The organism is Streptomyces sp. NPDC008317 (assembly GCF_042955955.1).
Classification (GTDB): Bacteria; Actinomycetota; Actinomycetes; order Streptomycetales; family Streptomycetaceae; genus Actinacidiphila.
The window spans coordinates 89,515-115,749 of sequence record NZ_JBIBFQ010000011.1; the positions used below are offsets into that span (position 1 = coordinate 89,515).

Genomic DNA, 26,235 nt, shown 5'->3' on the forward strand with positions numbered 1-26,235 from the left:
TCCGCCCGCCGACTCGAATTCGTCGCTGATGCGAAGTGTCAGCGCTCGTCTTCTCCCGCCGTTGCCGGGGTGTCGGTCAGCCGTCCGGTCTCGTCCTGTATTTCCGAAGCGATCTTCTTGAGCTCCGGCTCGAACTTGCGTCCATGGTGTCCGCAGAAGAGCAGCTCACCACCGCTGATGAGGACAACGCGCAGGTATGCCTGAGCGCCGCAACGGTCGCAGCGGTCTGCCGCTGTCAGCGGACTCGCGGGGGTCAGAACAGTAGTCACGTCGCCTCTTCTCTAGCTCGACGAGCTGTCGTACCAGGGTCAACATCCAACCAGGCCGAAAACGTTCCCGCTCTCAGCTTTTCCTCGAAAACCGACCTCGGGGTGACTGGATGTTACCGATTGGCGGCGAATAGGAGTCAGTTGCGTCAGATGTCGCTTATGGAGCTGTTGTCCGGACTTGCTCCCGGCTGGCTTGCCGGTTGTTGCTGAGGACGTGCCCGGAGCCTAAATGGTTCATGCCTCTTTGGGAACGTGACATGTGTATCACTCGCGCGGGTTATCGAACACGTGCTCGAAGAGGGCTAGCATGGAAGCCGGGACGAGGGCCGTGTTGAGGCCCGGATACCGGGTCGCGGCGCTGTCACCCCTCCCGGCATCGGTACCCTCTCACCGACACGGCTGAAAAAAACTTCAGAACATTCCTGATCGAGGAGCTGCCCGCGTGACCGCCGAAACATCCGTGCCGTCCTCTGCGCTGCTGACGGGTGCAGATCGCGACGGCTCCAACTACACCGCGCGGCACCTGCTCGTCCTCGAAGGGCTGGAAGCGGTTCGCAAGCGGCCCGGTATGTACATCGGGTCAACAGACAGTCGCGGTCTGATGCACTGCGTCTGGGAGATCATCGACAACTCCGTCGACGAGGCGCTCGGCGGTCACGGCGACCGCATCGAGGTCATCCTGCACGAGGACGGCTCGGTCGAGGTCCGGGACAACGGCCGCGGCATCCCGGTGGACGTGGAGCCCAAGACGGGCCTGTCCGGCGTCGAGGTCGTCATGACCAAGCTGCACGCCGGCGGGAAGTTCGGCGGCGGCTCGTACGCGGCCTCCGGCGGTCTGCACGGCGTCGGCGCGTCCGTGGTGAACGCGCTGTCGGCCCGGCTGGACGTCGAGGTCGACCGCAACGGCGCCACGCACGCCATCAGCTTCCGTCGCGGGGTCCCCGGGATCTTCACCGAATCCGGCGCCGAGGCGCCCTTCGACCCCGCCAGCGGGCTCACCAAGGCCAAGCGGGTCCCCAAGACCCGCACCGGCACCCGCGTGCGTTACTGGGCCGACCGGCAGATCTTCCTCAAGGACGCCAAGCTCTCCCTGGACCACCTGCACCAGCGCGCCCGCCAGACCGCCTTCCTGGTGCCCGGCCTGACCATCGTGGTGCGCGACGAGCGCGGCATCGAGACCGACAAGCCCGTCGAGGAGGTCTTTCACTTCGACGGCGGCATCAGCGAATTCTGCGAGTTCCTCGCCCCCGACAAGCCGATCTGCGACGTCCTGCGCCTGTCCGGCAGCGGCACCTTCAAGGAGACCGTGCCCGTCCTCGACGACCGCGGCCACATGACCCCCACCGAGGTCACCCGCGAGCTGGGCGTCGACATCGCGCTGCGCTGGGGCACCGGCTACGAGACGACCGCCAGGTCCTTCGTGAACATCATCGCCACCCCCAAGGGCGGCACCCATGTGACCGGATTCGAGCGCTCCGTCACCAAGACGATGAACGAGGTGCTGCGCTCGGCCAAACTGCTGCGCGTCGCCGAGGACGACATCGTCAAGGACGACGCCATGGAGGGCCTGACGTCGGTGATCACCGTGCGTCTGGCCGAGCCGCAGTTCGAGGGCCAGACCAAGGAAGTGCTCGGCACCTCCGCCGCCAACCGCATCGTGGCCAATGTCGTCGCCACCGAACTGCGCGAGTTCCTGACCTCCACCAAGCGGGACGCCAAGGCCCAGGCGCGCGCCGTCCTGGAGAAGACCGTCGCCGCCGCCAGGACCCGCATCGCGGCCCGGCAGCACAAAGAGGCGCAGCGCAGGAAGACCGCGCTGGAGACCTCCTCGCTCCCCGCCAAGCTGGCCGACTGCCGCAGCGACGCCGTCGACCGCAGCGAACTGTTCATCGTCGAGGGCGACTCGGCACTCGGCACCGCCAAACTGGCCCGCAACTCCGAGTTCCAGGCGCTGCTGCCGATCCGCGGCAAGATCCTCAACGTCCAGAAGTCGTCCATCTCGGACATGCTCAAGAACGCCGAGTGCGGCGCGATCATCCAGGTCATAGGAGCCGGGTCCGGCCGCACCTTCGACATCGACCAGGCCCGCTACGGCAAGGTCATCTTCCTGGCCGACGCCGACGTCGACGGCGCCCACATCCGCTGCCTCCTGCTCACCCTTTTCCAGCGCTATATGCGCCCGATGGTCGAACAGGGCCGGGTCTTCTCCGCCGTCCCCCCGCTCCACCGCATCGAACTCGTCCAGCCCAAGAAGGGCCAGGACAAGTACGTCTACACCTACTCGGACAACGAGCTGCGCCAGACCCTCCTCGACCTCCAGCGCCGCAACGTCCGCTACAAGGACAGCATCCAGCGCTACAAGGGCCTCGGTGAGATGGACGCGAACCAGTTGGCCGAAACCACCATGGACCCCCGCCACCGCACCCTGCGCCGCATCAACATCAGCGACCTCGAATCCGCCGAGCAGGCCTTCGACCTCCTGATGGGCAACGAGGTCGCCCCCCGCAAGGAGTTCATCACCAACTCCGCCACGACCCTGGACCGGTCGCGGATCGACGTGTGAGGCACGGCGGAGCAGAGGGCGGGCGCAGGGCTCCCCTCCGCGTTCCGCACGTTGTCCGCAGGCGAACTGATGTCAGTTCGGGGGAGTGGTTACGCCGCCGTCTCGGCCTCTATGTGACCCCCGTCCAGGCGGTCCGCCTAGGCCTCGTCGACGGGAGCCTGTGCCCCGCTCGTCGAAGTCGGGCCACAAGTGGGTACGGGTGTTGGCCGTCATGGCCGCGTTGGCGTGGCCGAGGTGCTCGAAGAGTCTGAAAGCCCTGCTGGTCGCGCTCCACGTGCACCATGACTTTCGTGCGGTTGGCGTCGGCCCGTGGAAGGCGACGACGCCCGGCGCTGCGCCTCGCCTGCGACGGTCGTTTCGGTGACCCGCTCGTCGGATATCTGCGCGTCGAAGTCGCGCTTGACCCCACCACTCAAGCTGCCCGATGGCTGAGGGTGTGGCGCGCTACTCGATGCGCCCAACGCCGTCCATGAACTGCGGGAGCTCTTCGAAGCTGGGTCACTGGTCGTCCGCCACGCACACACGCAGGCACCTGGACCTCGACCGGTTCGTCCATGGTGTGCATCAAATTCGTGTTGCAACTAAAGCGCCTGAATTCGCGAATACTGAGCACTCGGCGCCCCGAACCTGGGCGTTCGTCGCGTGTCGGTTGGCGATCATCGCCTGGCCCTACCGCAAGGCCGGACCTCGGAGACTAGGGATCATGACCGACCGTCGACCGCTCTCGCTGCCCGCCTGTCCGAGCCCGCTTGCGACGCTCCCGTACCCGCCCAGGCGGGTGGGCGCCGGCTGATGCCGGTCGAGCAGCGCCGACTTCCGCCAGCCGCCCGGCGAGCCCGAGCCCGCACCCGCCCCCGGCCCGACGTCCGCTCGCCCCCGGCGGCCTCACCTTCTCAGACCCGGACCGCCGTATCTGAGCGCTACCACCACGGGTTGCGCCACGTCCAGGACCAGCTCACCACCTAGCCCCACCGCCCGGTGTGCCAGCGCCTCCACCTGGACAGTGGTCGTAGCCGGCCCGGCTCCCGCCTCGGATACCGTGTTCCTCTACGGGGTGCCATAACGGATGTGACGCCCCCTACCGGAGGTAGTCAGCGTATGAGTTCAAAGCGCAGCAAGAATCCAGCCCTGCCCGTACTTGACGACGCATTCCGACTCGCGTCGGTCAAGGACGCCGAAGAGTCCACCCGTGACTTGGCCGCGCGGCTGGTCACCACCGAGCTGCGCCGCGTTTCCCACCCGGGTCGGGTCACCTGGGAGCCCACTGATCAGGCCGAGCCCGTACCGGTCCCGCCGACTGTGGTCGACGGTGACGGGGACCTGTGGCTGAGGGACCGGGGCACTGGCACTTGGACCATGCCCGAGTTCAACCCGAAGGAGTTCCCGGCCCGCTGTGGCGAGGTTCTGACGTGGAACCGGCTTGCCCGCGAGTTCGGCCCGCTTACCGCATTGGCCGACGACCGCCGCATCGGCGGCGGCCGGCGCTGACCGCGCAGCCTTCTGGGATGACCGCGCGCCCCTGAAGCGCCCGTTACGGGTAGCTGGGAGCGCCAGCTCACCGCCGAGCTCGACGATGGCGGCGAGCAGGTGAGCGTGGTGGTCGGTCACGTTGTCTCCATGTTGCAGCCGGATACGTCGTCGCTGTCCGTGGGGTCTGGGTGGAAGAAGCGGGTGTAGCGGAGTCCGGTCTCCGGAGTGATGTTGAACACCGCGCATAGGTGCTGCGGATCAGCGGCGGTGACGGCGGCCTTTTCGGGGATTCGGTCCTCGCGAAGTTGCTGGGCGGTGACCGGGAGGCCGCGCAGCAGCGGTTGCATCCAGCCGGTTGTGACCGGTGCCCGGGTGTGCGCGGTCTGCGAGCTGCCTCGCGGGTGCGGACGAGAGGCTGGCGAAGGCCGAATCTCTGCGCCGCGTTGTGTGTGGCACCTATCCCCACCGAGGACGCGGCGTTCAGGCGATCAGTGCTTCGCGGATCTGTCGTTGTGTCACCTTGTCCCGGGTAAGAACGGACAGCCGCTCCAGTTCGGGGTGGCCTCGGCGCTGAGGGACGCGGGCCAAAGCTCGTATGGCTGTGCTCGTCAGCGGGGTTCGCGAGGATGGACCCTCGACGAGGGCACCTAGGGTGCGGATGGATGAGGGGTGCGAGGGCAGCAAGGAGAGCAGCCAGGTGAGCCCGGCGAGCGCGGGCAGGTTGTATCGGTCGTAGCCACCATCGCCGCGGCCCCCGCCGTCGGCGGCAAGATTTAGCCAGGCGGTCAGCGTGAGCCGGAGCAGCTCAGTGTCGATCGGAGCGGTAAGGGCCAGTGCCCGGCGGTCCCAGGTGAGTGTGGGGCGCGCTACAGGTGAGAGCAGGGCGTGGTCGATGAAGCCGGGCCAGAGGTCGCCGAGCGAAGGCAAGCTGGCGAGGACAGCGTCGGCCCACGGCTCACCGGGGTTGAGCACGGGCCCGCGAAGGCGGGTGAGCACGGGCGTCACGCATTCCGGGGGCCAGCCGTGGTCCAGCGCGGAGCGGCGGAGGAGGCCGACCACCGCGTCGGGCAGGCGCCTGTCGGCGTCCAGCAGAGCGTGGCTGCACGTCCAGAGCTCGTCCGAGATGCCGCAGGACCAGGTCTGATCCGCCATCTCCGTCAGGAGCGCTTCCCATGCCTCGCACCATGTGGCGTTGGCGATGTCACGCGAGACAGCGGCGAGCAGCACCAGACCGCGGTTGCCTGCCTCTGTGTCGGCCGACTCTGCTGCTGCGTTCTCGACGAAGGACTGGGCAAGCGCGAATCGGTCTGGCTTCGGGAGACTGCGCAGTACAGTCGTCACGCCGAAGCCCTCGTGCCATGGGTCTTTCGCGACGAGCAAAGCGCGCGACAACTCGGCGAGGTCGCCCTTGCCGGCCAGTTTCCGGACGAATTCCACCCGCTCAGCAGGCTCCCACGGGGACGTCACCAAATCCATGGCGGGAGAGTACGGGCTGCCACTGACAGCGCACGAGCATGTTCCTCGAAGGGCTCGCTTGCCGTACCGACCCGGCTCGTCGCGACGTGTGCCGGTCAGCCCGGTCAGCTGAGTCCTGGCCACTTGAAATTGCACGTCGGAGGAGGTCAGACCGGTCCGCAAACAGTCCGCAGCGCAGTCGAAAACGGCCGTCGGAGGCCAACGCCAGCAAACGCAAAATGCCTGCTCAGCGCACCGACGCGCTGCTCCGCCGCAGGTCAGAGCTGTGCCGGATTGGTTCATCACCAACTCCGCCACGACCCTGGACCGGTCGCGGATCGACGTCTGATCTGCTGCCGGGCCGGGGGTCAGGGGGTTGTTGGGTTCTGGAGGGTGCGGCGGAGGCGGGCGGCGGGGGCGGGGCGGTCGGCGGCGGTGAGGAGTTCTATGAGGCGGGAGCCGACGCGGTGGTGGAGGGCCGGGCCGCCCTGGGGGGAGATCGCGTAGAGGTCCATGATCTCGGTGGCCTCGTCGAAGAGGGTGAGGGCTTCGTCGAGGCGGGGGTCGGCCGGGGTGACGCGGACTTCCGCGGCGATGAGCAGGGCCCCCGCGAGGCGGTGGAGGGCCACGGGGTCCTTCTCGGTCATGCGGCGGCAGACCATGACGCACTCGTCGGCTGTGTCGGTGGCCTCGGCGAAGCGGCCCGTGACCATCAGCGCGCCGAGCAGGACGCCGAGAGCCTCGGCCAAGGTGTGCTGTTCGGCGATCGCCTCGCGGGCGCTGACGCGGCGGAGGATCGCGACGCTCTCGTAAGCCGCGGTCAGGCTCTCCTCCGGGCGTTGGGCGACGAGCAGGCGTACGGCGAGTCCGTTGAGCCCGTCGGCGAGTTCGCGCTCGTAGGCGGCGGGATTGACCCGGGCGAGGTCGCGGTAGAGCTCGACGGCCTCGTGGGCCAGCGGGACGCTGTCGGGATCGCCGACACGTTCGAGGGCGGCGGCCAGGTGATACAGAGCGTTGGCCAGGGACATGGCGTGGGCGGACGGGTCCTTCGCGTGGAGACGGCGGCGCAGGGCGACGCTCTCCCGGCCGTGTGAGACCGCCGACCGCGGACGGTCGGTACGCAGGTGGCACACGCCGAGGGCGGCCAGGGCGGCGGAGAGGTTCGACTCGTGCTTGCCGGGCTCTTCCGCGGCCAGCGCGCGCAGGAGCGTCACGGACTCCTCCAGGGCAGCCGTCGCGTCGTCCCAGCGCTGCGCGTACGACAGATCCCGTCCGATACCGAGCAGGCCGCTCGCCAGGTCGGGACGGTACTGCTCGTCGTACGCGGCCAGCCTGCGCTGTACGGCGACGGCTTCCTCGGTGGCGGCCAGGGCCTCTGCCCGGCGTCCGACCTCGCCCAGGCGGTCCGCGTACGCCTTGAGGGCGAACGCCAGATTGCCTTCGACCACGGGGACGAGCGAGGGATTGGGGACGCCGTCACGGGCGATGGCCCGGAACTGGGCCAGGACGGCCTCGGATTCGGCCAGCGCCTCCTCCAGCCGACCGGCGTGGTGGAGGCGGACGCCGTGCTCGTGCCGCTCCGCGGCCTGGTCGTTGGGGTTTCTGGCGCGCTCCAGGCGGTGCGGGAGCAGCCGGGTGCTGACGGCGGCGATTCCGGGGTCCAGGTCGGGACTGCGCCGGTTGAACGGCGGGAAGAACATCGCGACGGCTTCGAGGAGTTCGGGGCTGATGTCGTCAAGGGCGGCGAGCGTGGCCAGCGCGGCGCTGCCCCCGATGACGGCGAGTTGAGGGGCCGTGCCGAGCAGCGGGAACAGGTGGAGGGGGCCGACGTGGGGCCAGCGCTGGGCGGCGGCGGTCAGAAAGACCACGGCGCGCGGCATCCAGCTTCCGGTGACCGCGTCGCTCACCACGTCGGTGCCGCTGAGCATGGCGCTGACGGTGCGCCCGGCCCAGTCCTGGGCCGGGTAGTCGGCCCGGTGGCCGGGAAGGGTCAGCGCCAGGAAGTCCTCGGCGAGCCGGTCCGGGTACAGCGGTTCCAGGACGGTGTCGCGGTCGGCCTCGGCCGGTGGGTAGCAGACCGCGTGATCCGCGAGGATGCGATCGGCCGGCAGCCGGACCGCGAGGTCGCTGATGGCCACCCGCCCCTCCTCCGGGCTGACCGGCCCGGTGAGCGCCGCGGTGAACACGGTGCGGTTCATGAGCGCGGGCGAGGTGCGGAACGCCGGTGCGGACGGGGCGATCTCATGATCCGGGTCGCCGTACAGCCGCGCCCAGTGCAACTGCTCCCGGTCCAGCAGATAGCTGGACAGGCCCGCGAGGTCGGTGGGCGCGCGCAACCCGTGGGCGTCGGCGTCCACGGCGACCAGGGCGGCCATGTGCACGGCCAGGGTCAGGCCGAAGGCCGCGTCACCGAGCGGGGCCGGTGCCGCGATGCCGCCGGGGGAGACGCCGTAACGCGCGGCGAAGCTGTCGCGGGCCACGGCGAACATCTCGGACCGCGGGGACGCGGCGGCGCCGTCACCGCCGACCTCGTCGGACAGCGGCGCGAGCCGTTGCAGCGAGGTCCTGGCCTGCTGGTTCGTGAGAGCGGCGCGCACGCTCGGCCAGACCTCGTCGCCACGGGCGATCAGCAGCACCCGGGCGCCGCGCCCGCTGTCGCGGTGCACCAGCGCGTTGCCGAATAGCCACATGAGATGGGTCAGCGGCCAGCGGTCGGCGTAGTCGACGATCAGCAGCACACCCGCGTCGCCCCGGTCGCGGAGGTCCTGACTGCCAGGAGGCGGCAGCACGCTCCCCGGTCCGTGGGTGGCGGTGACGACCTGCCAGCCCTCGGCCAGCGACTCCTGCGCGAAGCGGTCGGCGAGACGGGTCTTGCCCTGTCCGCCCGGCGCGCACAGCCACTGCACGGCGAGCGGACCGCCGCCGTCGCGCCAGCGCCGTAACGAGGTCAACTCGGCGGTGCGTCCGGTGAACTCCACGACCCGGAAACGCGCGTTGAGCATCCGGCTCGGTACATTCAACAGAAAGCCGTCGTCCGGCAGAACCGGCGGCTGCCAGCGTTGCAGCAGGTAGACCGGGACGCCGTCGCCGAACACGTGGATGTCCGCGCCCACGACCCCGTAGGCGAAACCGCTCTCGGCGCGTACGGACTGGCTCACGCTCCCGCCTCCCCACCGCGCGGTGTCCGGCGCTCCACGTTCCGCTGGCCGAGATCCGACACGGTGCCCTCCCCGTTGTCCGACGATCCGATCGCCGGTCGCTGGTCGCTGGAAAAGCGTACGCAGCGCCGCCCCCCGGACGCAGGGGATCCGCTCACCGGGCGGGCGCTCGGACCGGCGCCGGACCGGCGCGTTCGCCCACAGCACGGGGGCGTTGGTGGAGGGGGCTCCACCCGGGGGTGGAGAGGGAGATTCAACCCCCGGTTTGATCCGCTGAGCTGGGGGTTTCCGTAGATTCTGAGATGTCGGCGAACCCGTCGGCCTCGTGGGAGTCGCTTTACGGAGGCGTCCGTCATGTCCGGTCTGATCGATGCGCTGGTGATCGTGGCGGTCATCGGTGTGGTGGTCACCCGCCAGCTGCGGCCGAGGAAGGTCACGGGCGGCCGGCGGTGGTGGCTGATACCGGCGGTGCTGGTGTTCATGGCGCTGCGGCAGCACGGGCTGATCGACCCGGAGCACCGGCAGACGGCGGTCGCGCTGCTGGCCGTTGAGTTGGTGGTCGCTGTGGGGATGGGGTTGGCATGGGCGTGGACCACGCGGTTGTGGACCGAGAGGGACGGGACAGTCTGGGCGCAGGGAGGGAAGCTCACCGTCGCGGTCTGGGCGGCCGGGGTCGCGGTGCGGATCGGGCTGTACGGGGTGGGCACGGCGATGGGGGTCCACCAGGACAGCGGCTCGTTCCTGATAGCGCTCGCGGCCACGCTGCTGATACGCGCCGGGGTGCTCGCCTGGCGGGCCCAGAGCGTGGCGCCGTCGTACCGTACGGCCTCATGAGCGGTTGGACGTCCTGGCCTTCGAAGGAGGCGCTGTCCCGCGAGAACCGGTCGTCCGCGCGGCGGGCGTTCGGCCGGGGAGTGCGGCTGCTCTTCGCCGCCGCGGCGCTCTGGGGGATCCTGGCCCGCACGGATCTCAACGGGTGGCTGACCGCGGCGTCCGTGCTGGGGCTGGCAGCGGTGGCTGTCGCGGTGTGGGCGTTCTTCCGGTTCACGCTCGAGCACCGGGCGGCGCCGTCCGTCGCACTGATCGCACTGATGCTGGGCGCCGCCTTCGGGCTGCACGCGGCGGGCGCTGATGTGCCCGCGACGCTGCTGTGGTGCGGCTGCGCGGTGCTCGGGATGGAGCGGCTGCCGCTGGCCGCGGCGGCGCCCCTCACCGGTACGGCGCTGGCCGCCTACGCACTGGTCGGCGACTCCGGCGGCTGGCTGGTCACGTCGCTGACGGTGGCGGGGCTGGGGCTGATCGGGTACGTCGTGCGGCTGGACGCCGAGGCGCGGGGGAACACGCAGCGGCTGCTGGTCCAGGAGCGGGCGGCGCGGGCGGCGGAGGCCGAGTCGGCGGCGTTGGCGGAGCGGGCCCGGATCGCACGGGAGATCCACGATGTGCTGGCGCACAGCCTGTCGGCGCAGACGGTGCACCTGGAGGCGACGCGGCTGCTGATCGAGCGGGGCGTCGAGCGGGACGTGGTGCTGGGACGGGTGATCGCGGCCCGGCAGATGGCGCGGGAGGGGCTGGCCGAGACCCGGCAGGCGCTGTCGGCGCTGCGCGGGGAGATGGCACCGGTGGAGGACTTCCTGCGGGAGCTGGTCGCCTCGGAGGGGGCGGACCTGGAAGTGGAAGGGGAGGCGCGGTATCTGCCCGCGGAGGCGGGGTTGGCGGTGCGGCGGGTGGCACAGGAGGCGATGACGAATGTGCGCAAGCACGCGCCGGGGGCGAAGGTCGCGCTGCGGCTGGAGTACCGGAGCGAGGAGGTGGAGCTGGAGTTCCGGGACTTCGGGAGCAGGACGCCTGTGGATAACTCTTTGAGGGCATCCGGATCGGGCTACGGTCTTCTGGGGATGCGGGAGCGCGCGGAGCTGCTGGGCGGCGCGCTCGACGCCGGACCGGCCGAGGAGGGCTTCGTGGTGCGCTTGCGGGTGCCCGCGTGACGCGGGTGGTGGTCGCGGACGACCAGACAGTGGTGCGTGAGGGAATTGTGATGCTGCTGGGGCTGCTGCCCGACATCGAGGTGGTGGGAGCGGCGGCCGACGGGGAGGAGGCGGTACGGCTGGTGGGGGAACACCGGCCGGAGGTGGTGCTGATGGACCTGCGGATGCCGCGCTGCGACGGGGTGGAGGCCACGCGGCGGATCAGGTCGCGGTATCCGGGGACGCAGGTGGTGGTGCTGACGACGTTCGCGGACGACGGCTCGCTCTTTCCCGCGCTGCGGGCGGGGGCGCGGGGATACCTGACCAAGGACGCGGGAGGGGAGGAGATCGCGCGGGCCATCGCGGAGGTGACGGCCGGGCGGGCGGGGCTGTCGCCCGCGGTGCAGGGCAGGATGCTGGACGCGCTGACCGGGGCGGGCCCCGAGCGGCGGCCGGAGGGACGGGGGAGCGGACCGGGCGGGGCGGGAGAGCCGGGCCAAGGGGCGGCGGGACGGGGGGAGTTGCCCGACGGGCTGACGGCCCGGGAGGCGGAAGTGCTGGCCCTGGTGGCCGAAGGGCTGTCCAACGCCGAGATCGTCGCGCGGCTGCACGTGAGCATGGCGACGGTGAAGACGCACATCAACAACCTGTTCGCCAAAACCGGGGCGCGGGACCGCGCACAGGCGGTCGGATATGCATACCGGCATGGCATCACCTGATGGGGTGAAGGTTTCTACTTGTTCGTTCTGGATCTTCCCGCTCTGTCCATGATTGGGCACATCGGCCGATCGGCCGATGGAACGAGGAGTGTTCGGTGGACAAGCACGACGGGGGCGACCCCGGGGCGCTGCGGGTGAACGACCCGTGGCAGGACGCGGCGGACGCCGGTCTCTGGGTCCCGGATCAGACGGCCCCCGACCCCGCGCCGGGGCGGACCCGGCCCGAGGGCACACCGCAGGCGGGCCAGGACGGACGGCCGGTGGACCGGTCGGCGGTGTATCTGGAGGTGCAGGGCAGCGCGGCGTTCCAGGAGGTGCGCGACCGGTACCGGAGCTTCACCTTCCCGGTGGTGGCGGGCTTCCTGGCCTGGTACCTGCTGTACGTGGTGGCGGCCACCACGGCACCGGGCCTGATGGGACATCAGGTCGCGGGTGACGTGAATGTGGGGATGGTGGCGGGGCTGGCGCAGTTCGCCACGACGTTCCTGCTGACGTGGGCCTACGCCCGGCACGCGCGGCTGCGCAGGGACCGGGCGGCGCTCGATCTGCGCTGGACGCTGGCGACCAGGACCGGGCAGGAGCGGGTGCGTTGAACAGCGGTCGGTTCAATGGCGGGTATCTGGCGGATTCGGCCGGGGAGCATCAGGGCCTCGCGATCGTGCTGTTCACGATCTTCGTGTCGGTAACGCTGGCGATCACGGCGTGGGCGGGACGGCGGCGGAGCTCGTCGGTGGAGTTCTTCGCCGGGGGACGGTTGTTCACCCCGATGGAGAACGGCCTGGCCATCGCGGGCGACTACATGTCGGCGGCGTCCTTCCTCGGCATCTCCGGGCTCATCGCGCTCTTCGGGTACGACGGCCTGCTGTACTCGGTCGGGTTCTTCGTCGCGTGGCTCGTGGTCCTCATGCTGGTCGCCGAGTTGGTGCGCAACTGCGGGCGGTACACGCTCGCCGACGTGCTCTCCGCGCGGATGAGACAGCGGCCGGTGCGGATCGCGGCGGGCACGTCGTCCGTGGTGGTGTCGATCCTGTACCTGGTGGCGCAGATGGTCGGCGCCGGGAGCCTGGTCGGGCTGCTGCTCGGCGGGCACGGCGCGGCGCGCACCTGGACGGTGGTCGGGGTCGGCGCGCTGATGGTGTTCTACGTGTCCTTCGGCGGGATGCGGGCGACGACGTGGATCCAGATCGTCAAGACGGTGCTGCTGATCGGCGGCACGGTGACGCTCACCGTGATGGTCCTGGTCCGCTTCCACGGCAATCCGGGGAGTCTGCTGCACGCCGCCGCGGCGGGCAGCGGGCACGGCAACGCCTTCCTGGCTCCCGGGCTGAAGTACGGCGGGAGTTGGGCGTCGAAGCTGGACTTCATCAGCCTCGGCCTGGCGCTGGTGCTCGGGACGGCGGGTCTGCCGCACATCCTGTCCCGCTTCTACACGGTGCCCACGGCACGCTCCGCGCGGCGGTCGGTGGTCTGGGCGATCGGGCTGATCGGCGCCTTCTACCTGATGACGATCGTGCTCGGTTTCGGAGCGGCGGCGGTCGTCGGCACCGACACCGTCCGCTCGTCCAACGCCGCGGGCAACACCGCGGTGCCGCTGCTCGCCGAGATCCTGGGCGGCGGGGAGGGGACGACAGGGGGCACCGTGCTGTTCGCTGTAGTCGGCGCGGTGGCCTTCGCGACGATCCTGGCCGTGGTCGCGGGCATCACCCTGGCGTCGTCGGCCTCGGTGGCCCACGACCTCTACGCCACGCTGCGCCGCCGCCCCGTCGCGGAAACGCAGGCACGGCAGAACAGGCGCGCCAAGCGCGAGGCCGCGGCCCCCGGCACCGCGCGGGTCACCGCCGACGCGGTGGAGGAAGGGGCGATGGAGGAGGACGAGGTGCGGGTGGCCAGATTCGCGGCCGTCGGGATCGGCGCCGTCGCGATCGGGCTCAGCCTCTTCGCGCAGGACCAGAACATCGCCTTCCTGGTCGGCCTCGCCTTCGCCGTCGCCGCGTCCGCGAATCTGCCCGCCCTGCTCTACTCCCTGTTCTGGCACCGGTTCACCACCCGCGGCGCGGTCTGGTCGATCTACGGCGGCCTCGTACCGGCCCTGCTCCTGGTGGTGTTCTCGCCCGTCATCTCCGGCAGGCCCGACGCGCTCTTCCCCGGCGTCGACTTCCACCTCTTCCCGCTGGAGAACCCGGGCCTGATCTCCATCCCGCTCGGCTTCCTCGCGGGCTGGCTCGGCACCCTGCTGTCGCCGGAGGAGGCGGACGCGGGGAAGTACGCGGAGACGGAGGTGCGTTCGCTCACCGGCGCCGGGGCCGCGTAACGGCGGTTCAGCCGGTGGCGGCCCAGGCGTAGCGGTGTTCGGGACGGCCCGTGTCGCCGTATTTGAGGGTGAGGCTCAACCGCCCCGCCTGCTCCAGGTACTTCAGGTAGCGCTGGGCGGTGGAGCGGCTGAGCCCGGCGCGTTCGGCGACCTCGTGGGCGGACAGCGGGCGGCCCGCCTCGTGCAGGACGCGGCGGATCAGGTCGGCGGTCGGCGCGGAGTGCCCCTTGGGCAGTTCGGCCGAGGACGCGCCCGCCGTACGCAGGGCGCCGAAGATCCGGTCGACCTGCTCCTGCCCGGCCTCGCCGCGCCCGCCCACCCCCTCCAGGGTGCGGCGCAGCGCCGCGTAACCGTCCAGCTTGGCCCGCAGACCGGCGAAGCTGAACGGCTTCACCAGGTACTGCAACGCGCCGAGCCGCATCGCCGCCTGCACGGTGGCGACATCACGCGCCGCCGTCACCATGATCACGTCCGCGTGGTGCCCGTGCTGCCGCATCCGGCGGACCAGCGTCAGACCCGTCTCGTCCGGCAGATAGTGGTCGAGCAGCACCAGGTCGATCCGGGTGCGCTCCAGCACCGACAGCGCGTGCGCCGCGGTGTGGGCCCGCCCGGCCACCCGGAAGCCCGGCACCTTGCCCACATAGGCCGAGTTGATCTCCGCCACCCGGAAGTCGTCGTCCACCACCAGTACGTCGATCATCGCGCCGCCTCCCCAGCCGCGGAAAGCACTCCTCCGGCCAGCGCCCCACCGGCCAGCACTCCTTCGGCCAGCGCCTCGGGCAGCACCACCGTGAACACCGCGCCACCGCCCGCCCGCGCTGTCACCCGCGCCAGACCCCCGTACCGCTCGGCGAGCCTGCGCACCAGCGCGAGGCCCAGGCCGCGCCCCCGGTGCGGCGGACGTTCCTTCGTCGACCAGCCCTCGGTGAAGATCAGTTCGCGCGCCTCCGGCGGCACTCCCGGCCCCGTGTCCGACACCCGCAGCAGCAGGGTCGTGTCGTCCTCGGCGCGCAGTTCGACCTCCACGAAAGGCGCGGCGGACATCGCCGGGGACACGCGGTGCCCGGCGGCGGCGTCCAGCGCGTTGTCGATGAGATTGCCCAGCACCGTCACCAGATCGCGCGGGTCCACCACCCGGTCGGGCAGCAGCGTGCTCTGCGCGACCCGCAGCGACACCCCGCGCTCCGCCGCGATGGCGGCCTTGCCGACCAGCAGCGCCGACACCAGCGGATCGTGCACCCGGTCCGCGATCACCTCGGCCGACGCCCGATGGGTGTCGGCGACCTCCGCGACATAGCCCACCGCCTCCTCGTGCAGGCCCAGTTCCAGCAGGCCCAGCACGGTGTGCAGCCGGTTGGCGTGCTCGTGGTCCTGGGCGCGCAGCGCGTCCAGCAGCCCGTGGGTGGAGTCCAGTTCGCGGCCGAGCAGCTCCAGCTCCGTACGGTCCCGCAGCGTCACCACGGCCCCGCCGTCACCGGTCGGCATGCGGTTGGCGACCAGTACCCGCCCGCCGCTGACCGTCAGCAGATCCGCGCCCTCGACCCGCCCCGCCAGCACGTCCGTCGTACGGCCAGGCGGCAGCAGCTCGTCCAGCAGCCGCCCGGTGGCCGCGCCGTCACCGGCGCCGTCGAGCCCGAGCAGCCGCTGCGCCTCGTCGTTGACCAGCCGCACCCGCCCCTGCCGGTCCAGTGCGACCACGCCCTCGCGGACGCCGTGCAGCATCGCCTCCCGCTCGTCGAGCAGCGCCGATATGTCGGCGAAGGCCAGCCCGTGCGTCGCCCGCTGCAACCGCCGCGAACCCCACACCGCCGCCAGCACGCCCACGCCCAGCGCCGCGCCCGCGTACATCAGCAGACCCGGCACCAGGCCGATCGCCCGGTTGAGGATGCCGTCGTACCTGATGCCCACCGACACCGCGCCCACGATCCGGTGGGAGGAGTCGTACAGCGGCACCTTGCCGCGGGTGCTGCGCCCCAGCGTGCCGCGGTCGATCTGCATGATCTCGTCACCGGCCAGCGCCACGCTGGGATCGGTCGAGACGGGTTCGCCGATCCGCTTGGGGTCGGTGTGCGACCACCGGATGCCGTGGGTGTCCATCACCACGATGTAGAGGGCCTTCGTGGCGATCCTGACCCGTTCCGCCTCCGCCTGCACCGGGCCGTCCGGCGTCGGCCGGGACGAGACCACGGCCCGCGCGACCTCGGGATCGACGGCCACGGTCTCCGCGATGGCCAGCGCCCTGTGCATCGCCTCTTCGTCGAGCTGGTGGCTGAGCGGCGCCAGGAAGAGTCCGGTGGCGAGCGCCGTGACGCCCGCCGTGATCGCCAGTTGCACCAACAGGACCTGCGCCGAGACACGGCGCGGCCATCCGATCCGCATCGTGGGGCTCCTCCGCATTCCAACCGGTCCGCTGACAGTCGCGGCGGCCGACCCGCGTCCCCACCCCACGCGTACGTCGACAGCCCTGTCGTCAACGCAAGGTAAACCCCGCGGAGCCGGATGGGCAGACTCCGTTTCGCTTTCGTTGTGCGCGGGCGAGCAAAACGAGCAGAAGACCGGCTTGCGCGCAGAAGGCTCCTTGCGCCCACAAGACTGCCGCCGCCGCGGTGGTCGCTCCTAGCCTCCACCGCCATGAGCAGCGAAACGAGCCCCGCCATCGAGCTGCGGGGGGCGAGCAAGGCGTTCAGGACCCCGTCCGGCGCCTTGCACACCGCCGTGAGAGACCTGGACCTGACCGTGGAACGCGGTGAGTTCGTCGCGGTCGTCGGACCGACCGGCTGCGGCAAATCGACGACGCTGACCCTGGTCAGCGGCCTGGAGGAGCCCACGGAAGGCGAGGTGCTGGTCTCGGGAGAGGCCGTGAACGGCATCAACCCCGGCGTCGGCTTCGTCTTCCAGCAGGACGCCGTCTTCCCCTGGCGGACCGTGCTGTCCAATGTCATGGCCGGGCCGCGCTTCCGCGGTGTCGGCAAGGCCGAGGCCAAGGAGCGGGCCCGCGACTGGCTGGCCCGCGTGGGCCTGACCGCCTTCGAGGACCGCTATCCGCACCAGCTCTCCGGCGGCCAGCGCAAGCGCGTCGCGCTCGCCGCGACCTTCGTCAACGACCCCGACATCCTGCTGATGGACGAGCCGTTCTCCGCGCTCGACGTGCAGACCAGGGCCCTGATGTCCGACGAACTCCTGGAGCTGTGGTCCGGTACCGGGTCCTCGGTGGTGTTCGTCACCCATGACCTGGAGGAGTCCATCGCACTGGCCGACAAGGTCGTCGTGATGACCGCGGGGCCCGCCACCGTCAAGGAGGTCTTCACGATCGACCTGCCGCGGCCCCGCAAGGTCGAGGAGGTCAGGCTCCAGCCGCGCTTCGTGGAGATCTACCGCGAGATCTGGTCGTCGCTGGGCGAAGAGGTCCGCATCACCCGCGAGAGGAGCGTCGGACATGCCGCCTGAGTCCGCAGCCCCGGCCACCCCTAGGACCGGGGCCACCCCCGAGGACGCCGTCCCGGCCGGGCCCGGCGCCGGCACCCTGCGCACCGAGGCCCGCGCCCGCGCCGTCCGCAACCGCACCCTCCTGGTGTACGCCAGCCGCCTCGCCGTCCTCGTCCTCGTGCTCGGCCTGTGGGAGTGGTCGGCCCGCACCGGGGTCATCGACCCGTTCAACTTCTCCATGCCGTCCAAGATCTGGGACCAGATCCGGCAGTGGACGATGCACGGCACACCGCAGGGCCCCCTGGGCGAGCAGATCTGGTACACGCTCTACGAGGCGCTGTACGGCTGGGTCATCGGCGTCGCCGGCGGTGTGGTGCTGGGCATCGCGCTCGGCCGGATCCCCTTCCTCTCGGACGTCTTCGGCCCGTACGTGAAGGTGCTCAACGCGATGCCGCGCATCGTGCTGGCGCCGATCTTCCTCATCTGGTTCGGCCTCGGCCCGGCCTCCAAGGTGGCCTCCGCCGTCGTCCTGGTCTTCTTCCCGGTGTTCTTCAACGCCTTCCAGGGCGCCCGCGAGGTCGACCGCAATCTGGTCGCCAACGCCCGCGTCCTCGGCGCGAGCAACCGCCGCGTCACCCTCCAGGTGGTGATCCCGGCCGCCACGTCGTGGATCTTCACCAGCCTGCACGTCAGCTTCGGCTTCGCCCTGATCGGCGCGATCGTCGGCGAGTACATCGGCGCGACCAAGGGCATCGGCCTGCTGGTCTCCGCCTCGCAGGGCACCTTCAACGCCGCCGGTGTCTACGCGGCCATGGTGATCCTCGCCGTCGTCGCCCTCATCGCCGAGGGCCTGCTGACCTACCTGGAGAAGCGGCTCTTCCGCTGGAAGCCCGCCCAGCCCGGCGCCGAACGCTGAGCCGCGGTCGCCCTCCCCGAAATCCCGCGCCCCCGCGCGCGCCCACCCTCCGCTCTCACAAGGACGTGACCATGCGCCAGTACGCCAAGCTCCCGGCATTCGCCCTCGCCGGAGCCCTCGCCCTCACCACACTCACCGCCTGTGCCAACGACGCCGCGTCCGGCTCCGGCTCGGATTCCACCGGGGACGCGGGCTCCACGGCCCCGGCGGCCAAGAACGCCGAGAAGGTCAAGATCATGGTCGGCGGCCTGGACAAGGTCATCTACATGCCCGCCATGCTCACCCAGAGACTCGGCTTCTTCCAGGCCGAGGGCCTCGACGTGACGCTGCTGAGCGAACCGGCCGGTGTGCAGGCCACCACGGCGCTGGTCTCCGGTGACGTGCAGGGCGCCGTCGGCTTCTACGACCACACCCTCGACCTCCAGACCAAGAACAAGATGATCGAGTCCGTCGTGCAGTTCGCACAGGCACCCGGTGAGGTCGAGGTGGTCTCCACCAAGGCCGCGGGCGACATCACCTCCGCCAAGGACTTCAAGGGCAAGAAGCTCGGCGTGACCGGTCTCGGCTCGTCCACCGACTTCCTCACCAAGTACCTCGCGGTGCACAACGGCCTCAAGGTCAGCGACTTCACGCCCGTCACCGTCGGCGCTGGCCAGACCTTCATCGCCGCCCTCCAACAGGGCTCCATCCAGGCCGGTATGACCACCGACCCGACCGTCGCGCAGATCCTCGACAAGGGCATCGGCAAGGTGCTGTACGACATGCGCACGCCCGAGGGCTCGCGGGAGGCGCTCGGCGGCCTCTACCCGTCCTCCAGCCTCTACATGAACACCGACTGGGTGAACGGCCACAAGGAGACCGTGCAGAAGCTGGCCAACGCCTTCGTGAAGACCCTCAAGTGGATGTCCACGCACACCCCCGAGGAGATCGCCGCGAAGATGCCCTCCGACTACGCGCAGGGCGGCGCCAAGCTGTACGCCGACTCCATCAAGGCCACGCTGCCGATGTTCACCACCGACGGCGTGATGCCCCCCGACGGCCCGGCCACCGTGGAGGCGGTCCTGAAGTCCTTCAACCCGAACCTCAAGGGCAAGAAGGTCGACCTGGAGAAGACCTACACCACGGAGTTCGTCAAGAACGTCAAGTAACGCCCGGTCATGTAGCGCCTGCTCACATAACGCCTGCTCACATAACGCCTGCTCATGTAGCGCCTGCTCACGCAGCGCCTCGCCATGAGCGCCCGGCGAAGAGCCCTACGACGCGCGGCCCCCGGCCACCCGCTCGATCCCCGTGACCTCCATCCGGGCGGGTGTGCCGAGGGCCGCGCCGCAGCTCTCCGGCCGCGGCGGCAGCGACGCGACCTGCGCCACCGCCACCTCCCAGACCCGCCCGTCGACGTGCGCCACCCGCACCGCCCAGGCGCCGTCGCCGTCGCCCGAGGGCGCCGGGTCCGTACGCTCCACGGCCTCCACGACCACGGCCGCCGTACGGTCCTCACCGGTCAGCTCCCGTACGGCCAGATCCGCCGCCTGTCCGGGACGGTCCCACGCCGAGCGGCCCCGGCAGCCGTCCAGCACCATTCGCCCGGAGCGCGCCGCCTCCAGTACGTCCTTCGCGTGGTGCGCGTCCACCCGGCCGTACGTGTAGCCGTAGGGCAGCACGAGCATGGTCGGCGCGAAACGGTGTCCGCCGAGGTGGGTGACCTCCCAGACCTCGCTGCCGCCCGAGGCGGTCAGCTCCGCGGCGAGGGGCCGGCCGCGCACCGCGCAGCAGCGGTCCCGCTTGCCGTTGGTGCACACCAGGGCGAGGGGCGCGCCGTCGTACGCGTCGCCGAATCCGTTGTGCGCGCCCGCGCCCAGCGCGGTGAAGTCCAGCGCGGTCAGCTCCGCCGGGTCGGCGACCTCGGCGGTACGGACCCAGGAGGCGCCCGGCGCGGTGTGCGCGAGGTAGACCCGGTGCCGACGCGGAAGGTGCAGGTCGGCGTGTCTGCCGGGGCGGCGGATCAGGGCGACGCGGGTGCCGGTGCCGTCGGCGAGCCGTTCCAGTTGGCGGCCGGTCGCCGGGTCCAGCCGGCTCGCCCCCAGCGCCTTCGCCCCCCACGGGCCCGGCTGCTCGATCAGCAGCCACGTCCGTGCGGTGGCCGCGGTGGCGGCCACCGGTTCGGCGAGGGACGCCGAGGCGCTGGTGCAGGTGCTCACCCGGCTGAGCCTATTGCCTCCCGGCGGCGCCCGATTCCCGGGGCGCGGCGGCCCCCGCCACCGCGCCCGTATCCAGCGACCTGTACGACAGCCTGTACGACTGGCCGTACGACAGCCCGTACGACCGGCCGTACGACACCCTGTGCGACAAGCCGCACGCGCCCGTACGACCGGCCCGCGTACGGCCTGGCGCTACACCGGTCCCGCCACCACCGCGACCGGCTTGACCAGCGGCACACCCGAGCCGTCGCGGCGCGGGTCCTTCGGCGGCAGCTCGGCGGGAGTGCCGGTGGGCGTGGCGGCGCGGGCGGGCGCGGGACCCGCCCAGGCCAGGGCGAGACCGACCTCGCCGCGCAGGAACCGCTGGCAGCGCACACCGCCGGTGGCGCGCCCCTTGCGCGGATACTGCTCGAACGGCGTCAGCTTCGCGGTGCCCTCGGTCGTGTCGTCCAGCGTGCCCTCGGCCCGCGCGACGGTGAACACCACCGCGTCCACGGCGGGATCGACGGCGGTGAAGGAGATCACCTTGGCGCCGTCGGCGAGCTTGACGCCCGCCATGCCGCCCGCGGGCCGCCCCTGCGGGCGTACCTGCGCGGCCGGGTAGCGCAGCAGTTGCGCGTCGTCGGTGATGAAGACCAGGTCCTCCTCGCCGGTGCGCAGCTCCATCGCGCCGACCACCCGGTCACCGTCCTTGAGGCCGATGACCTCCAAGTCGTCCTTGTTCGACGGATAGTCGGGCACGACGCGCTTGACGACGCCCTGTTCGGTGCCGAGCGCGAGGCCGGGCGAGGACTCGTCGAGCGTGGTCAGGCACAGCACCCGCTCGCCGTCCTCCAGGGTGAGGAACTCCGACAGCGCGGCGCCGCCCGCCAGCGACGGCGCCCCGGCCGTGTCCGGCAGCATCGGCAGGTCGATCACGGTCAGCCGCAGCAGCCGCCCGGCGGACGTCACCGCGCCGATGTCGGCGCGCGCCGTGGTCGGCACCGCCGAGACGATCACATCGTGCTTGGCGCGCTTGGCACCGCCGTCGCTGAAGTCCTCGCCGTTGGTCGTACGGGCCAGCAGCCCGGTCGAGGAGAGCAGCACACGGCACGGGTCGTCGGCCACTTCGAGCGGCACCGAGGACAGCGGCGCGCCCGCCGACTCCAGCAGGACCGTACGGCGCTCGGTGCCGTACTGCTTGGCGACCGCGGCCAGTTCGGCCGAGACCAGCTTGCGCAGCTCCGCGTCCGAGTCGAGGATCCGGGTCAGCTCGGCGATCTCCGCGTTCAGCCGGTCGCGCTCGGACTCCAGCTCGATCCGGTCGAAGCGGGTGAGGCGGCGCAGCGGGGTGTCCAGGATGTACTGCGTCTGGATCTCGGAGAGCCCGAAGCGCTCCATCAGGCTTTCCTTGGCCGCCGACGAGTTGTCGCTGGCCCGGATGATCGCGATGACCTCGTCGATGTCGATGAGGGCCACCAGCAGACCGTCCACCAGGTGCAGCCGGTCGCGGCGCTTGGTGCGGCGGAATTCGCTGCGGCGGCGGACGACCTCGAAGCGGTGGTCGACGTACACCTGGAGCAGTTCGCGCAGGCCCAGGGTGAGCGGCTGCCCGTCCACCAGGCACACGTTGTTGATGCCGAAGGAGTCCTCCATCGGCGTCAGCTTGTAGAGCTGCTCCAGGACGGCCTCGGGGTTGAAGCCGTTCTTGATCTCGATGACCAGCCGCAGGCCGTGCTCGCGGTCGGTGAGGTCCTTGACGTCCGCGATGCCCTGGAGCTTCTTCGCGTTGACCATGTCCTTGATCTTCGCGATCACCTTCTCCGGGCCGACCGTGAAGGGCAGTTCGGTGACGACCAGGCCCTTGCGGCGCGGCGTCACGTCGTCCACCGCGACCGTCGCGCGGATCTTGAAGGTGCCCCGGCCCGACTCGTACGCGTCCCGGATGCCCGTCAGTCCGATGATCCGGCCGCCGGTCGGCAGGTCGGGGCCGGGCACGAAGCGCATCAGTGTGTCGAGGTCGGCGTTCGGGTGCCTGATGAGGTGGCGCGCGGCGGCGATGACCTCGCCCAGATTGTGCGGCGGCATGTTGGTGGCCATGCCGACGGCGATCCCGGAGGCGCCGTTGACCAGCAGGTTGGGGTACGCGGACGGCAGGACCGCGGGCTCCTGCTCCTGGCCGTCGTAGTTGGGGGCGAAGTCGACGGTGTCCTCGTCGATCGACTCCACCATGAGCTGGGCCGGGCCGGACATCCGGGCCTCGGTGTAACGCATCGCCGCGGGCAGGTCGTCCAGCGAGCCGAAGTTGCCGTGTCCGTCGACCAGCGGGAGCCGCTGCGAGAACGGCTGGGCCATCCGCACCATGGCGTCGTAGATCGACGCGTCCCCGTGCGGGTGAAGCTTGCCCATCACCTCGCCGACCACGCGGGCACACTTGACGAAGCCGCGGTCGGGCCGCAGCCCCATCTCGTTCATCTGGTAGACGATGCGGCGGTGTACCGGCTTCATCCCGTCACGGGCGTCGGGAAGCGCCCGCGAGTAGATCACCGAGTAGGCGTACTCGAGGTAGGAGGCCTGCATCTCGTCCACGACGTCGATGTCGAGGATGCGCTCCTCGAAATCGTCGGGCGGCGGGGTCTTCGCGGTGCGGCGGGCCATCTCGGCGGCTGCTCCTTCATCTGGACGGGCGGACAGGCGATCGGTCGGGCGGTCGGGCGGTGGCCGGTCGGACGATCGGACGGGCGATCAGCCGAACGGTCGGACGATCAGTCGAGCGATCAGTCGAGCGATCAGTCGAGCGGTCGGACGGGCACAAGGCTCGGGTGGGACGCCGACCATTGTGGACCGCACTACCGACATCGCGGACCACCACCCGGTACGAGCGTGCCGTGGACGGCACGTTCACCCACGACGCGGCGGGCACGTTCACCCACGGCGTGACCGGGAACTTCGCGGACGGTCGGCTCCCTTGCCTAGAGTGGCAGCACTCTACGCAGTCACGCAGCAGCGACCGGAAGGACAGCTTGCCCATGGGTCACACGGCCACGCCGGAGGCACACTCCAGCGGCCTGACAGCCACCGAGCACCGCCTGGCGAACGGCCTGCGGGTGTTGCTCTCCGAGGACCACCTCACTCCGGTCGCGGCCGTCTGCCTCTGGTACGACGTCGGTTCCCGCCACGAGGTCAAGGGCCGTACCGGCCTCGCCCACCTCTTCGAGCACCTGATGTTCCAGGGCTCCGCCAGCGTCAAGGGCAACGGGCACTTCGAACTGGTGCAGGGCGCGGGCGGCTCGCTGAACGGCACCACCAGCTTCGAGCGCACCAATTACTTCGAGACCATGCCCGCCCACCAGGTCGAACTGGCCCTGTGGCTGGAGGCCGACCGGATGGGCAGCCTGCTCACCGCGCTCGACCTGGAGAGCCTGGACAACCAGCGCGACGTGGTGAAGAACGAGCGCCGCCAGCGGTACGACAACGTCCCCTACGGCACGGCCTTCGAGCGGCTGACCGCGCTGGCCTACCCCGAGGGGCACCCGTACCACCACACGCCGATCGGCTCGATGGCCGACCTGGACGCGGCGTCGCTGGAGGACGCGCAGGCGTTCTTCCGTACGTACTACGCGCCCGGCAACGCGGTGCTGGCCGTGGTCGGCGACATCGACCCCGAGCAGACGCTGGCGTGGGTCGAGAAGTACTTCGGCAGTATCCCCGCCCACGACGGCAAGCCCGCACCGCGCGACGGCTCGCTGCCCGAGGTGATGGGCGGCCAGCTCCGCGAGGTGATCGAGGAGGACGTGCCCTCGCGCGCGCTGATGGCGGCCTACCGGCTGCCGGAGGACGGCACCGCCGACGGCGACGCGGCCGACCTGGCGCTGACCATGCTCGGCGGCGGCGAGTCGTCCCGGCTGCACAACCGGCTGGTACGGCGTGACCGCAGCGCCGTCGCCGCGGGCTTCGGCCTGCTGCGCCTCGCGGGCGCGCCGTCGCTCGGCTGGCTGGACATCAAGGCGTCCAGCGGGGTCGAACTGAGCACCATCGAGGCCGCGGTGGACGAGGAGCTGGCCCGCTTCGCCCAGGAGGGCCCCAGCCCCGAGGAGATGGAGCGCGCCCAGGCGCAGATCGAGCGCGAGTGGCTCGACCGGCTCGCCACCGTGGGCGGCCGGGCCGACGAACTGTGCCGTTACGCGGTGCTGTTCGGCGACCCGCAGCTCGCCCTCACCGCCGTCCAGCGGGTGCTGGCCGTCACCCCCGAGCAGGTACGGGCCGTGGCCGCCGCGCGGCTGCGCCCCGACAACCGCGCGGTCCTCGTCTACGAGCCCACCGGCGGCGACGCGGCGGAGGACGCCACCGACGAAGCGACCGACGACGCCACTGACGAAGCGACCGACGAAGCCACCGAGCAGGAGGGCGAGCTGTGAGCGAGACCGCGGCCGTCATGACGTTCCACCCGCAGCCGCAGGCCGGGGAGCCCCGGCCGTGGGCGTTCCCCGCCCCCGACCGCGGCACCCTGGGCAACGGGCTGACGGTGCTGACCAGCCACCGCCCGGGACAGCAGGTCGTCGCCGTCGAGGTGCTGCTCGACGCGCCGCTGGACGCCGAGCCCGAGGGTCTGGACGGCGTCGGCACCATCATGGCCAGGGCGCTGTCGGAGGGCACGGAGCAGCACACCGCCGAGGAGTTCGCGGCCGAGCTGGAGCGCTGCGGCGCCACGCTGGACGCGCACGCCGACCACCCCGGTGTGCGGGTCTCCCTCGAAGTGCCCGCCTCCCGGCTCGACAAGGCGCTCGCCCTGCTCGCGGAGGCGCTGCTGACCCCGGCCTTCCCCGAGGACGAGATCAAGCGGCTGGTCGCCAACCGGCTCGACGAGATCCCGCACGAGCTGGCCAACCCCGCCCGCAGGGCCGCGATGGCGCTGTCCAAGGAGCTGTTCGCACCGGAGCTGCGCTGCTCCCGGCCGCGCCAGGGCACCGAGGAGACCGTCCGCAGGATCGACGCGGCGGCCGTACGCGCCTTCTACCGGGCCCACGTCCGCCCGTCCACCGCGACCGCCGTGGTGGTCGGCGACCTCACCGGCATCGACCTGCCGCGGCTGCTCGACGACACCCTGGGCGGCTGGAGCGGCTCGGCCGCCAAGCCCCGCCCGCGCCCGGCGATCACCTCGGACGACACCGCGCGCGTGGTCATCGTGGACCGGCCGGGCGCGGTGCAGACCCAGCTCCTCATCGGCCGTACCGGCGCCGACCGGCACGACCCGGTGTGGGCGGCCCGCGTGATCGGCACCTACTGCCTGGGCGGCACCCTGACCTCCCGCCTGGACCGCGTGCTGCGCGAGGAGAAGGGCTACACCTACGGCGTACGCGCCTTCGGACAGGTGCTGCTCGGCTCCGCCGACGGTACGGGCGCCGCGCTGCTGGGCATCAGCGGCTCGGTGGCCACCGAGGTCACCGGGCCCGCGCTCGCCGACACCTGGCAGGTCATCAGGACGCTCGGCGAGGGCGGCCTGACCGACGAGGAGCGGGACGTCGCCGTACAGAATCTGGTCGGTGTGGCGCCGCTGCGCTACGAGACGTCGGCGGCCGTCGCGGCCACGCTGACCGACCAGGTCGAGCAGCAGCTCCCGGACGACTACCAGGCCGAGCTCTACGCGCGGCTGGCGGCCACGGGCACGGTGGAGGCGACCGCCGCGGTCGTCAACGCCTTCCCGCTCGACCGGCTCGTGGTGGTGCTGGTCGGGGACGCGTCCGTCATCGCCGGGCCGGTGGGCGAGTTGGGCATCGGACCGGTGAACATCATCACGTAGTACCGGA

The 26,235-nt window shown here is 71.1% G+C and carries 20 protein-coding genes; 12 read left to right on the forward strand and 8 right to left on the reverse strand.

Annotated elements, in window-relative coordinates:
• Nucleotides 1-38: 38 nt before the first annotated feature.
• Entirely contained in the window at nucleotides 39-269 is a 231-nt protein-coding gene (locus ACFY9V_RS30530; RefSeq protein ID WP_188286081.1) for a hypothetical protein, read from the reverse strand.
• 442 nt (nucleotides 270-711) lie between these two features.
• On the opposite strand from ACFY9V_RS30530, the gene ACFY9V_RS30535 reads away from it, so the two are divergent.
• Both ACFY9V_RS30535 and ACFY9V_RS30540 read left to right on the forward strand, forming a co-directional pair.
• Complete coding sequence (locus ACFY9V_RS30535; RefSeq protein WP_355338286.1) at nucleotides 712-2,832, forward strand: DNA topoisomerase IV subunit B; 2,121 nt, start codon at nucleotides 712-714, stop codon at nucleotides 2,830-2,832.
• 1,098 nt (nucleotides 2,833-3,930) lie between these two features.
• Nucleotides 3,931-4,320, forward strand: a complete 390-nt coding sequence (locus tag ACFY9V_RS30540) for a hypothetical protein (protein WP_391120076.1) — start codon at nucleotides 3,931-3,933, stop codon at nucleotides 4,318-4,320.
• Between the two features lie 116 nt (nucleotides 4,321-4,436).
• Here the strand turns inward: ACFY9V_RS30540 and ACFY9V_RS30545 are convergent, their stop codons facing one another.
• From ACFY9V_RS30545 to ACFY9V_RS30555, 3 genes are all read right to left on the reverse strand, one after another.
• Entirely contained in the window at nucleotides 4,437-4,649 is a 213-nt protein-coding gene (locus ACFY9V_RS30545) for a hypothetical protein (RefSeq protein ID WP_391163825.1), read from the reverse strand.
• A 133-nt stretch (nucleotides 4,650-4,782) separates the two neighbouring features.
• Nucleotides 4,783-5,778: a hypothetical protein gene (locus ACFY9V_RS30550; RefSeq protein ID WP_391163826.1), complete on the reverse strand. Its 996-nt coding sequence runs from the start codon at nucleotides 5,776-5,778 to the stop codon at nucleotides 4,783-4,785.
• A gap of 347 nt (nucleotides 5,779-6,125) precedes the next feature.
• Nucleotides 6,126-8,915 (reverse strand): hypothetical protein, encoded by a 2,790-nt coding sequence (locus ACFY9V_RS30555; protein ID WP_391163827.1) that lies wholly within the window; start codon nucleotides 8,913-8,915, stop codon nucleotides 6,126-6,128.
• A 354-nt stretch (nucleotides 8,916-9,269) separates the two neighbouring features.
• Here ACFY9V_RS30555 and ACFY9V_RS30560 point away from each other — a divergent pair, with 354 nt between their 5' ends.
• The 5 genes from ACFY9V_RS30560 to ACFY9V_RS30580 all read left to right on the forward strand — a co-directional run bounded on the left by ACFY9V_RS30560 (nucleotide 9,270) and on the right by ACFY9V_RS30580 (nucleotide 13,909).
• Entirely contained in the window at nucleotides 9,270-9,749 is a 480-nt protein-coding gene (locus tag ACFY9V_RS30560; protein ID WP_391163828.1) for a DUF1453 domain-containing protein, read from the forward strand.
• On the forward strand, nucleotides 9,746-10,900 hold the full coding sequence (locus tag ACFY9V_RS30565; protein ID WP_391163829.1) for a histidine kinase: 1,155 nt from the start codon (nucleotides 9,746-9,748) through the stop codon (nucleotides 10,898-10,900). The genes ACFY9V_RS30560 and ACFY9V_RS30565 overlap by 4 nt, the downstream gene beginning before the upstream one ends.
• A 50-nt stretch (nucleotides 10,901-10,950) precedes the next feature.
• Nucleotides 10,951-11,598, forward strand: a complete 648-nt coding sequence (locus tag ACFY9V_RS30570) for a response regulator (protein ID WP_391163908.1) — start codon at nucleotides 10,951-10,953, stop codon at nucleotides 11,596-11,598.
• Nucleotides 11,599-11,693: 95 nt separating this feature from the next.
• Nucleotides 11,694-12,191, forward strand: a complete 498-nt coding sequence (locus ACFY9V_RS30575; RefSeq protein ID WP_391048972.1) for a DUF485 domain-containing protein — start codon at nucleotides 11,694-11,696, stop codon at nucleotides 12,189-12,191.
• Nucleotides 12,188-13,909: a cation acetate symporter gene (locus ACFY9V_RS30580; protein WP_355338361.1), complete on the forward strand. Its 1,722-nt coding sequence runs from the start codon at nucleotides 12,188-12,190 to the stop codon at nucleotides 13,907-13,909. Before ACFY9V_RS30575 ends, ACFY9V_RS30580 begins: the two co-directional genes overlap by 4 nt.
• A 7-nt stretch (nucleotides 13,910-13,916) precedes the next feature.
• On the opposite strand, the gene ACFY9V_RS30585 is transcribed toward ACFY9V_RS30580, so the two are convergent.
• Entirely contained in the window at nucleotides 13,917-14,609 is a 693-nt protein-coding gene (locus tag ACFY9V_RS30585; RefSeq protein ID WP_355338364.1) for a response regulator, read from the reverse strand.
• Nucleotides 14,606-16,288, reverse strand: a complete 1,683-nt coding sequence (locus ACFY9V_RS30590) for an ATP-binding protein (RefSeq protein ID WP_391048966.1) — start codon at nucleotides 16,286-16,288, stop codon at nucleotides 14,606-14,608. Before ACFY9V_RS30590 ends, ACFY9V_RS30585 begins: the two co-directional genes overlap by 4 nt.
• A 252-nt stretch (nucleotides 16,289-16,540) precedes the next feature.
• On the opposite strand from ACFY9V_RS30590, the gene ACFY9V_RS30595 reads away from it, so the two are divergent.
• The 3 genes from ACFY9V_RS30595 to ACFY9V_RS30605 all read left to right on the forward strand — a co-directional run bounded on the left by ACFY9V_RS30595 (nucleotide 16,541) and on the right by ACFY9V_RS30605 (nucleotide 19,399).
• Complete coding sequence (locus ACFY9V_RS30595) at nucleotides 16,541-17,356, forward strand: ABC transporter ATP-binding protein (RefSeq protein ID WP_355338370.1); 816 nt, start codon at nucleotides 16,541-16,543, stop codon at nucleotides 17,354-17,356.
• On the forward strand, nucleotides 17,346-18,251 hold the full coding sequence (locus ACFY9V_RS30600; protein ID WP_391163830.1) for an ABC transporter permease subunit: 906 nt from the start codon (nucleotides 17,346-17,348) through the stop codon (nucleotides 18,249-18,251). Before ACFY9V_RS30595 ends, ACFY9V_RS30600 begins: the two co-directional genes overlap by 11 nt.
• 71 nt (nucleotides 18,252-18,322) lie before the next feature.
• Nucleotides 18,323-19,399, forward strand: a complete 1,077-nt coding sequence (locus ACFY9V_RS30605) for an ABC transporter substrate-binding protein (RefSeq protein ID WP_391163831.1) — start codon at nucleotides 18,323-18,325, stop codon at nucleotides 19,397-19,399.
• A gap of 105 nt (nucleotides 19,400-19,504) precedes the next feature.
• Here the strand turns inward: ACFY9V_RS30605 and ACFY9V_RS30610 are convergent, their stop codons facing one another.
• On the reverse strand, nucleotides 19,505-20,449 hold the full coding sequence (locus ACFY9V_RS30610) for a sucrase ferredoxin (protein ID WP_391163832.1): 945 nt from the start codon (nucleotides 20,447-20,449) through the stop codon (nucleotides 19,505-19,507).
• Nucleotides 20,450-20,641: 192 nt separating this feature from the next.
• Nucleotides 20,642-23,086, reverse strand: a complete 2,445-nt coding sequence (locus ACFY9V_RS30615; protein WP_355338381.1) for a DNA topoisomerase IV subunit A — start codon at nucleotides 23,084-23,086, stop codon at nucleotides 20,642-20,644.
• Between the two features lie 371 nt (nucleotides 23,087-23,457).
• Between ACFY9V_RS30615 and ACFY9V_RS30620 the strand changes: the two genes are divergently transcribed.
• A complete protein-coding gene (locus tag ACFY9V_RS30620) occupies nucleotides 23,458-24,846 on the forward strand; it encodes an insulinase family protein (RefSeq protein WP_391163833.1) in 1,389 nt (462 codons plus the stop codon).
• The gene (locus tag ACFY9V_RS30625; RefSeq protein WP_355338387.1) at nucleotides 24,843-26,228 is read left to right on the forward strand and encodes a pitrilysin family protein; all 1,386 of its coding nucleotides are present in this window, start codon (nucleotides 24,843-24,845) and stop codon (nucleotides 26,226-26,228) included. The genes ACFY9V_RS30620 and ACFY9V_RS30625 overlap by 4 nt, the downstream gene beginning before the upstream one ends.
• The last annotated feature ends 7 nt before the right edge of the window (nucleotides 26,229-26,235 follow it).

Excerpts from the sequence above, each read along its gene's own strand:
- ACFY9V_RS30560 (WP_391163828.1), top strand. The coding sequence starts at position 9,270 with ATGTCCGGTCTGATCGATGCGCTGGTGATCGTGGCGGTCATCGGTGTG.
- ACFY9V_RS30585 (WP_355338364.1), bottom strand. The coding sequence starts at position 14,609 with ATGATCGACGTACTGGTGGTGGACGACGACTTCCGGGTGGCGGAGATC.
- ACFY9V_RS30605 (WP_391163831.1), top strand. The coding sequence starts at position 18,323 with ATGCGCCAGTACGCCAAGCTCCCGGCATTCGCCCTCGCCGGAGCCCTC.
- ACFY9V_RS30620 (WP_391163833.1), top strand. The coding sequence starts at position 23,458 with ATGGGTCACACGGCCACGCCGGAGGCACACTCCAGCGGCCTGACAGCC.
- ACFY9V_RS30545 (WP_391163825.1), bottom strand. The coding sequence starts at position 4,649 with ATGCAACCGCTGCTGCGCGGCCTCCCGGTCACCGCCCAGCAACTTCGC.
- ACFY9V_RS30595 (WP_355338370.1), top strand. The coding sequence starts at position 16,541 with ATGAGCAGCGAAACGAGCCCCGCCATCGAGCTGCGGGGGGCGAGCAAG.
- ACFY9V_RS30570 (WP_391163908.1), top strand. The coding sequence starts at position 10,951 with ATGCTGCTGGGGCTGCTGCCCGACATCGAGGTGGTGGGAGCGGCGGCC.
- ACFY9V_RS30600 (WP_391163830.1), top strand. The coding sequence starts at position 17,346 with ATGCCGCCTGAGTCCGCAGCCCCGGCCACCCCTAGGACCGGGGCCACC.
- ACFY9V_RS30615 (WP_355338381.1), bottom strand. The coding sequence starts at position 23,086 with ATGGCCCGCCGCACCGCGAAGACCCCGCCGCCCGACGATTTCGAGGAG.
- ACFY9V_RS30565 (WP_391163829.1), top strand. The coding sequence starts at position 9,746 with ATGAGCGGTTGGACGTCCTGGCCTTCGAAGGAGGCGCTGTCCCGCGAG.
- ACFY9V_RS30540 (WP_391120076.1), top strand. The coding sequence starts at position 3,931 with ATGAGTTCAAAGCGCAGCAAGAATCCAGCCCTGCCCGTACTTGACGAC.
- ACFY9V_RS30590 (WP_391048966.1), bottom strand. The coding sequence starts at position 16,288 with ATGCGGATCGGATGGCCGCGCCGTGTCTCGGCGCAGGTCCTGTTGGTG.
- ACFY9V_RS30550 (WP_391163826.1), bottom strand. The coding sequence starts at position 5,778 with ATGGATTTGGTGACGTCCCCGTGGGAGCCTGCTGAGCGGGTGGAATTC.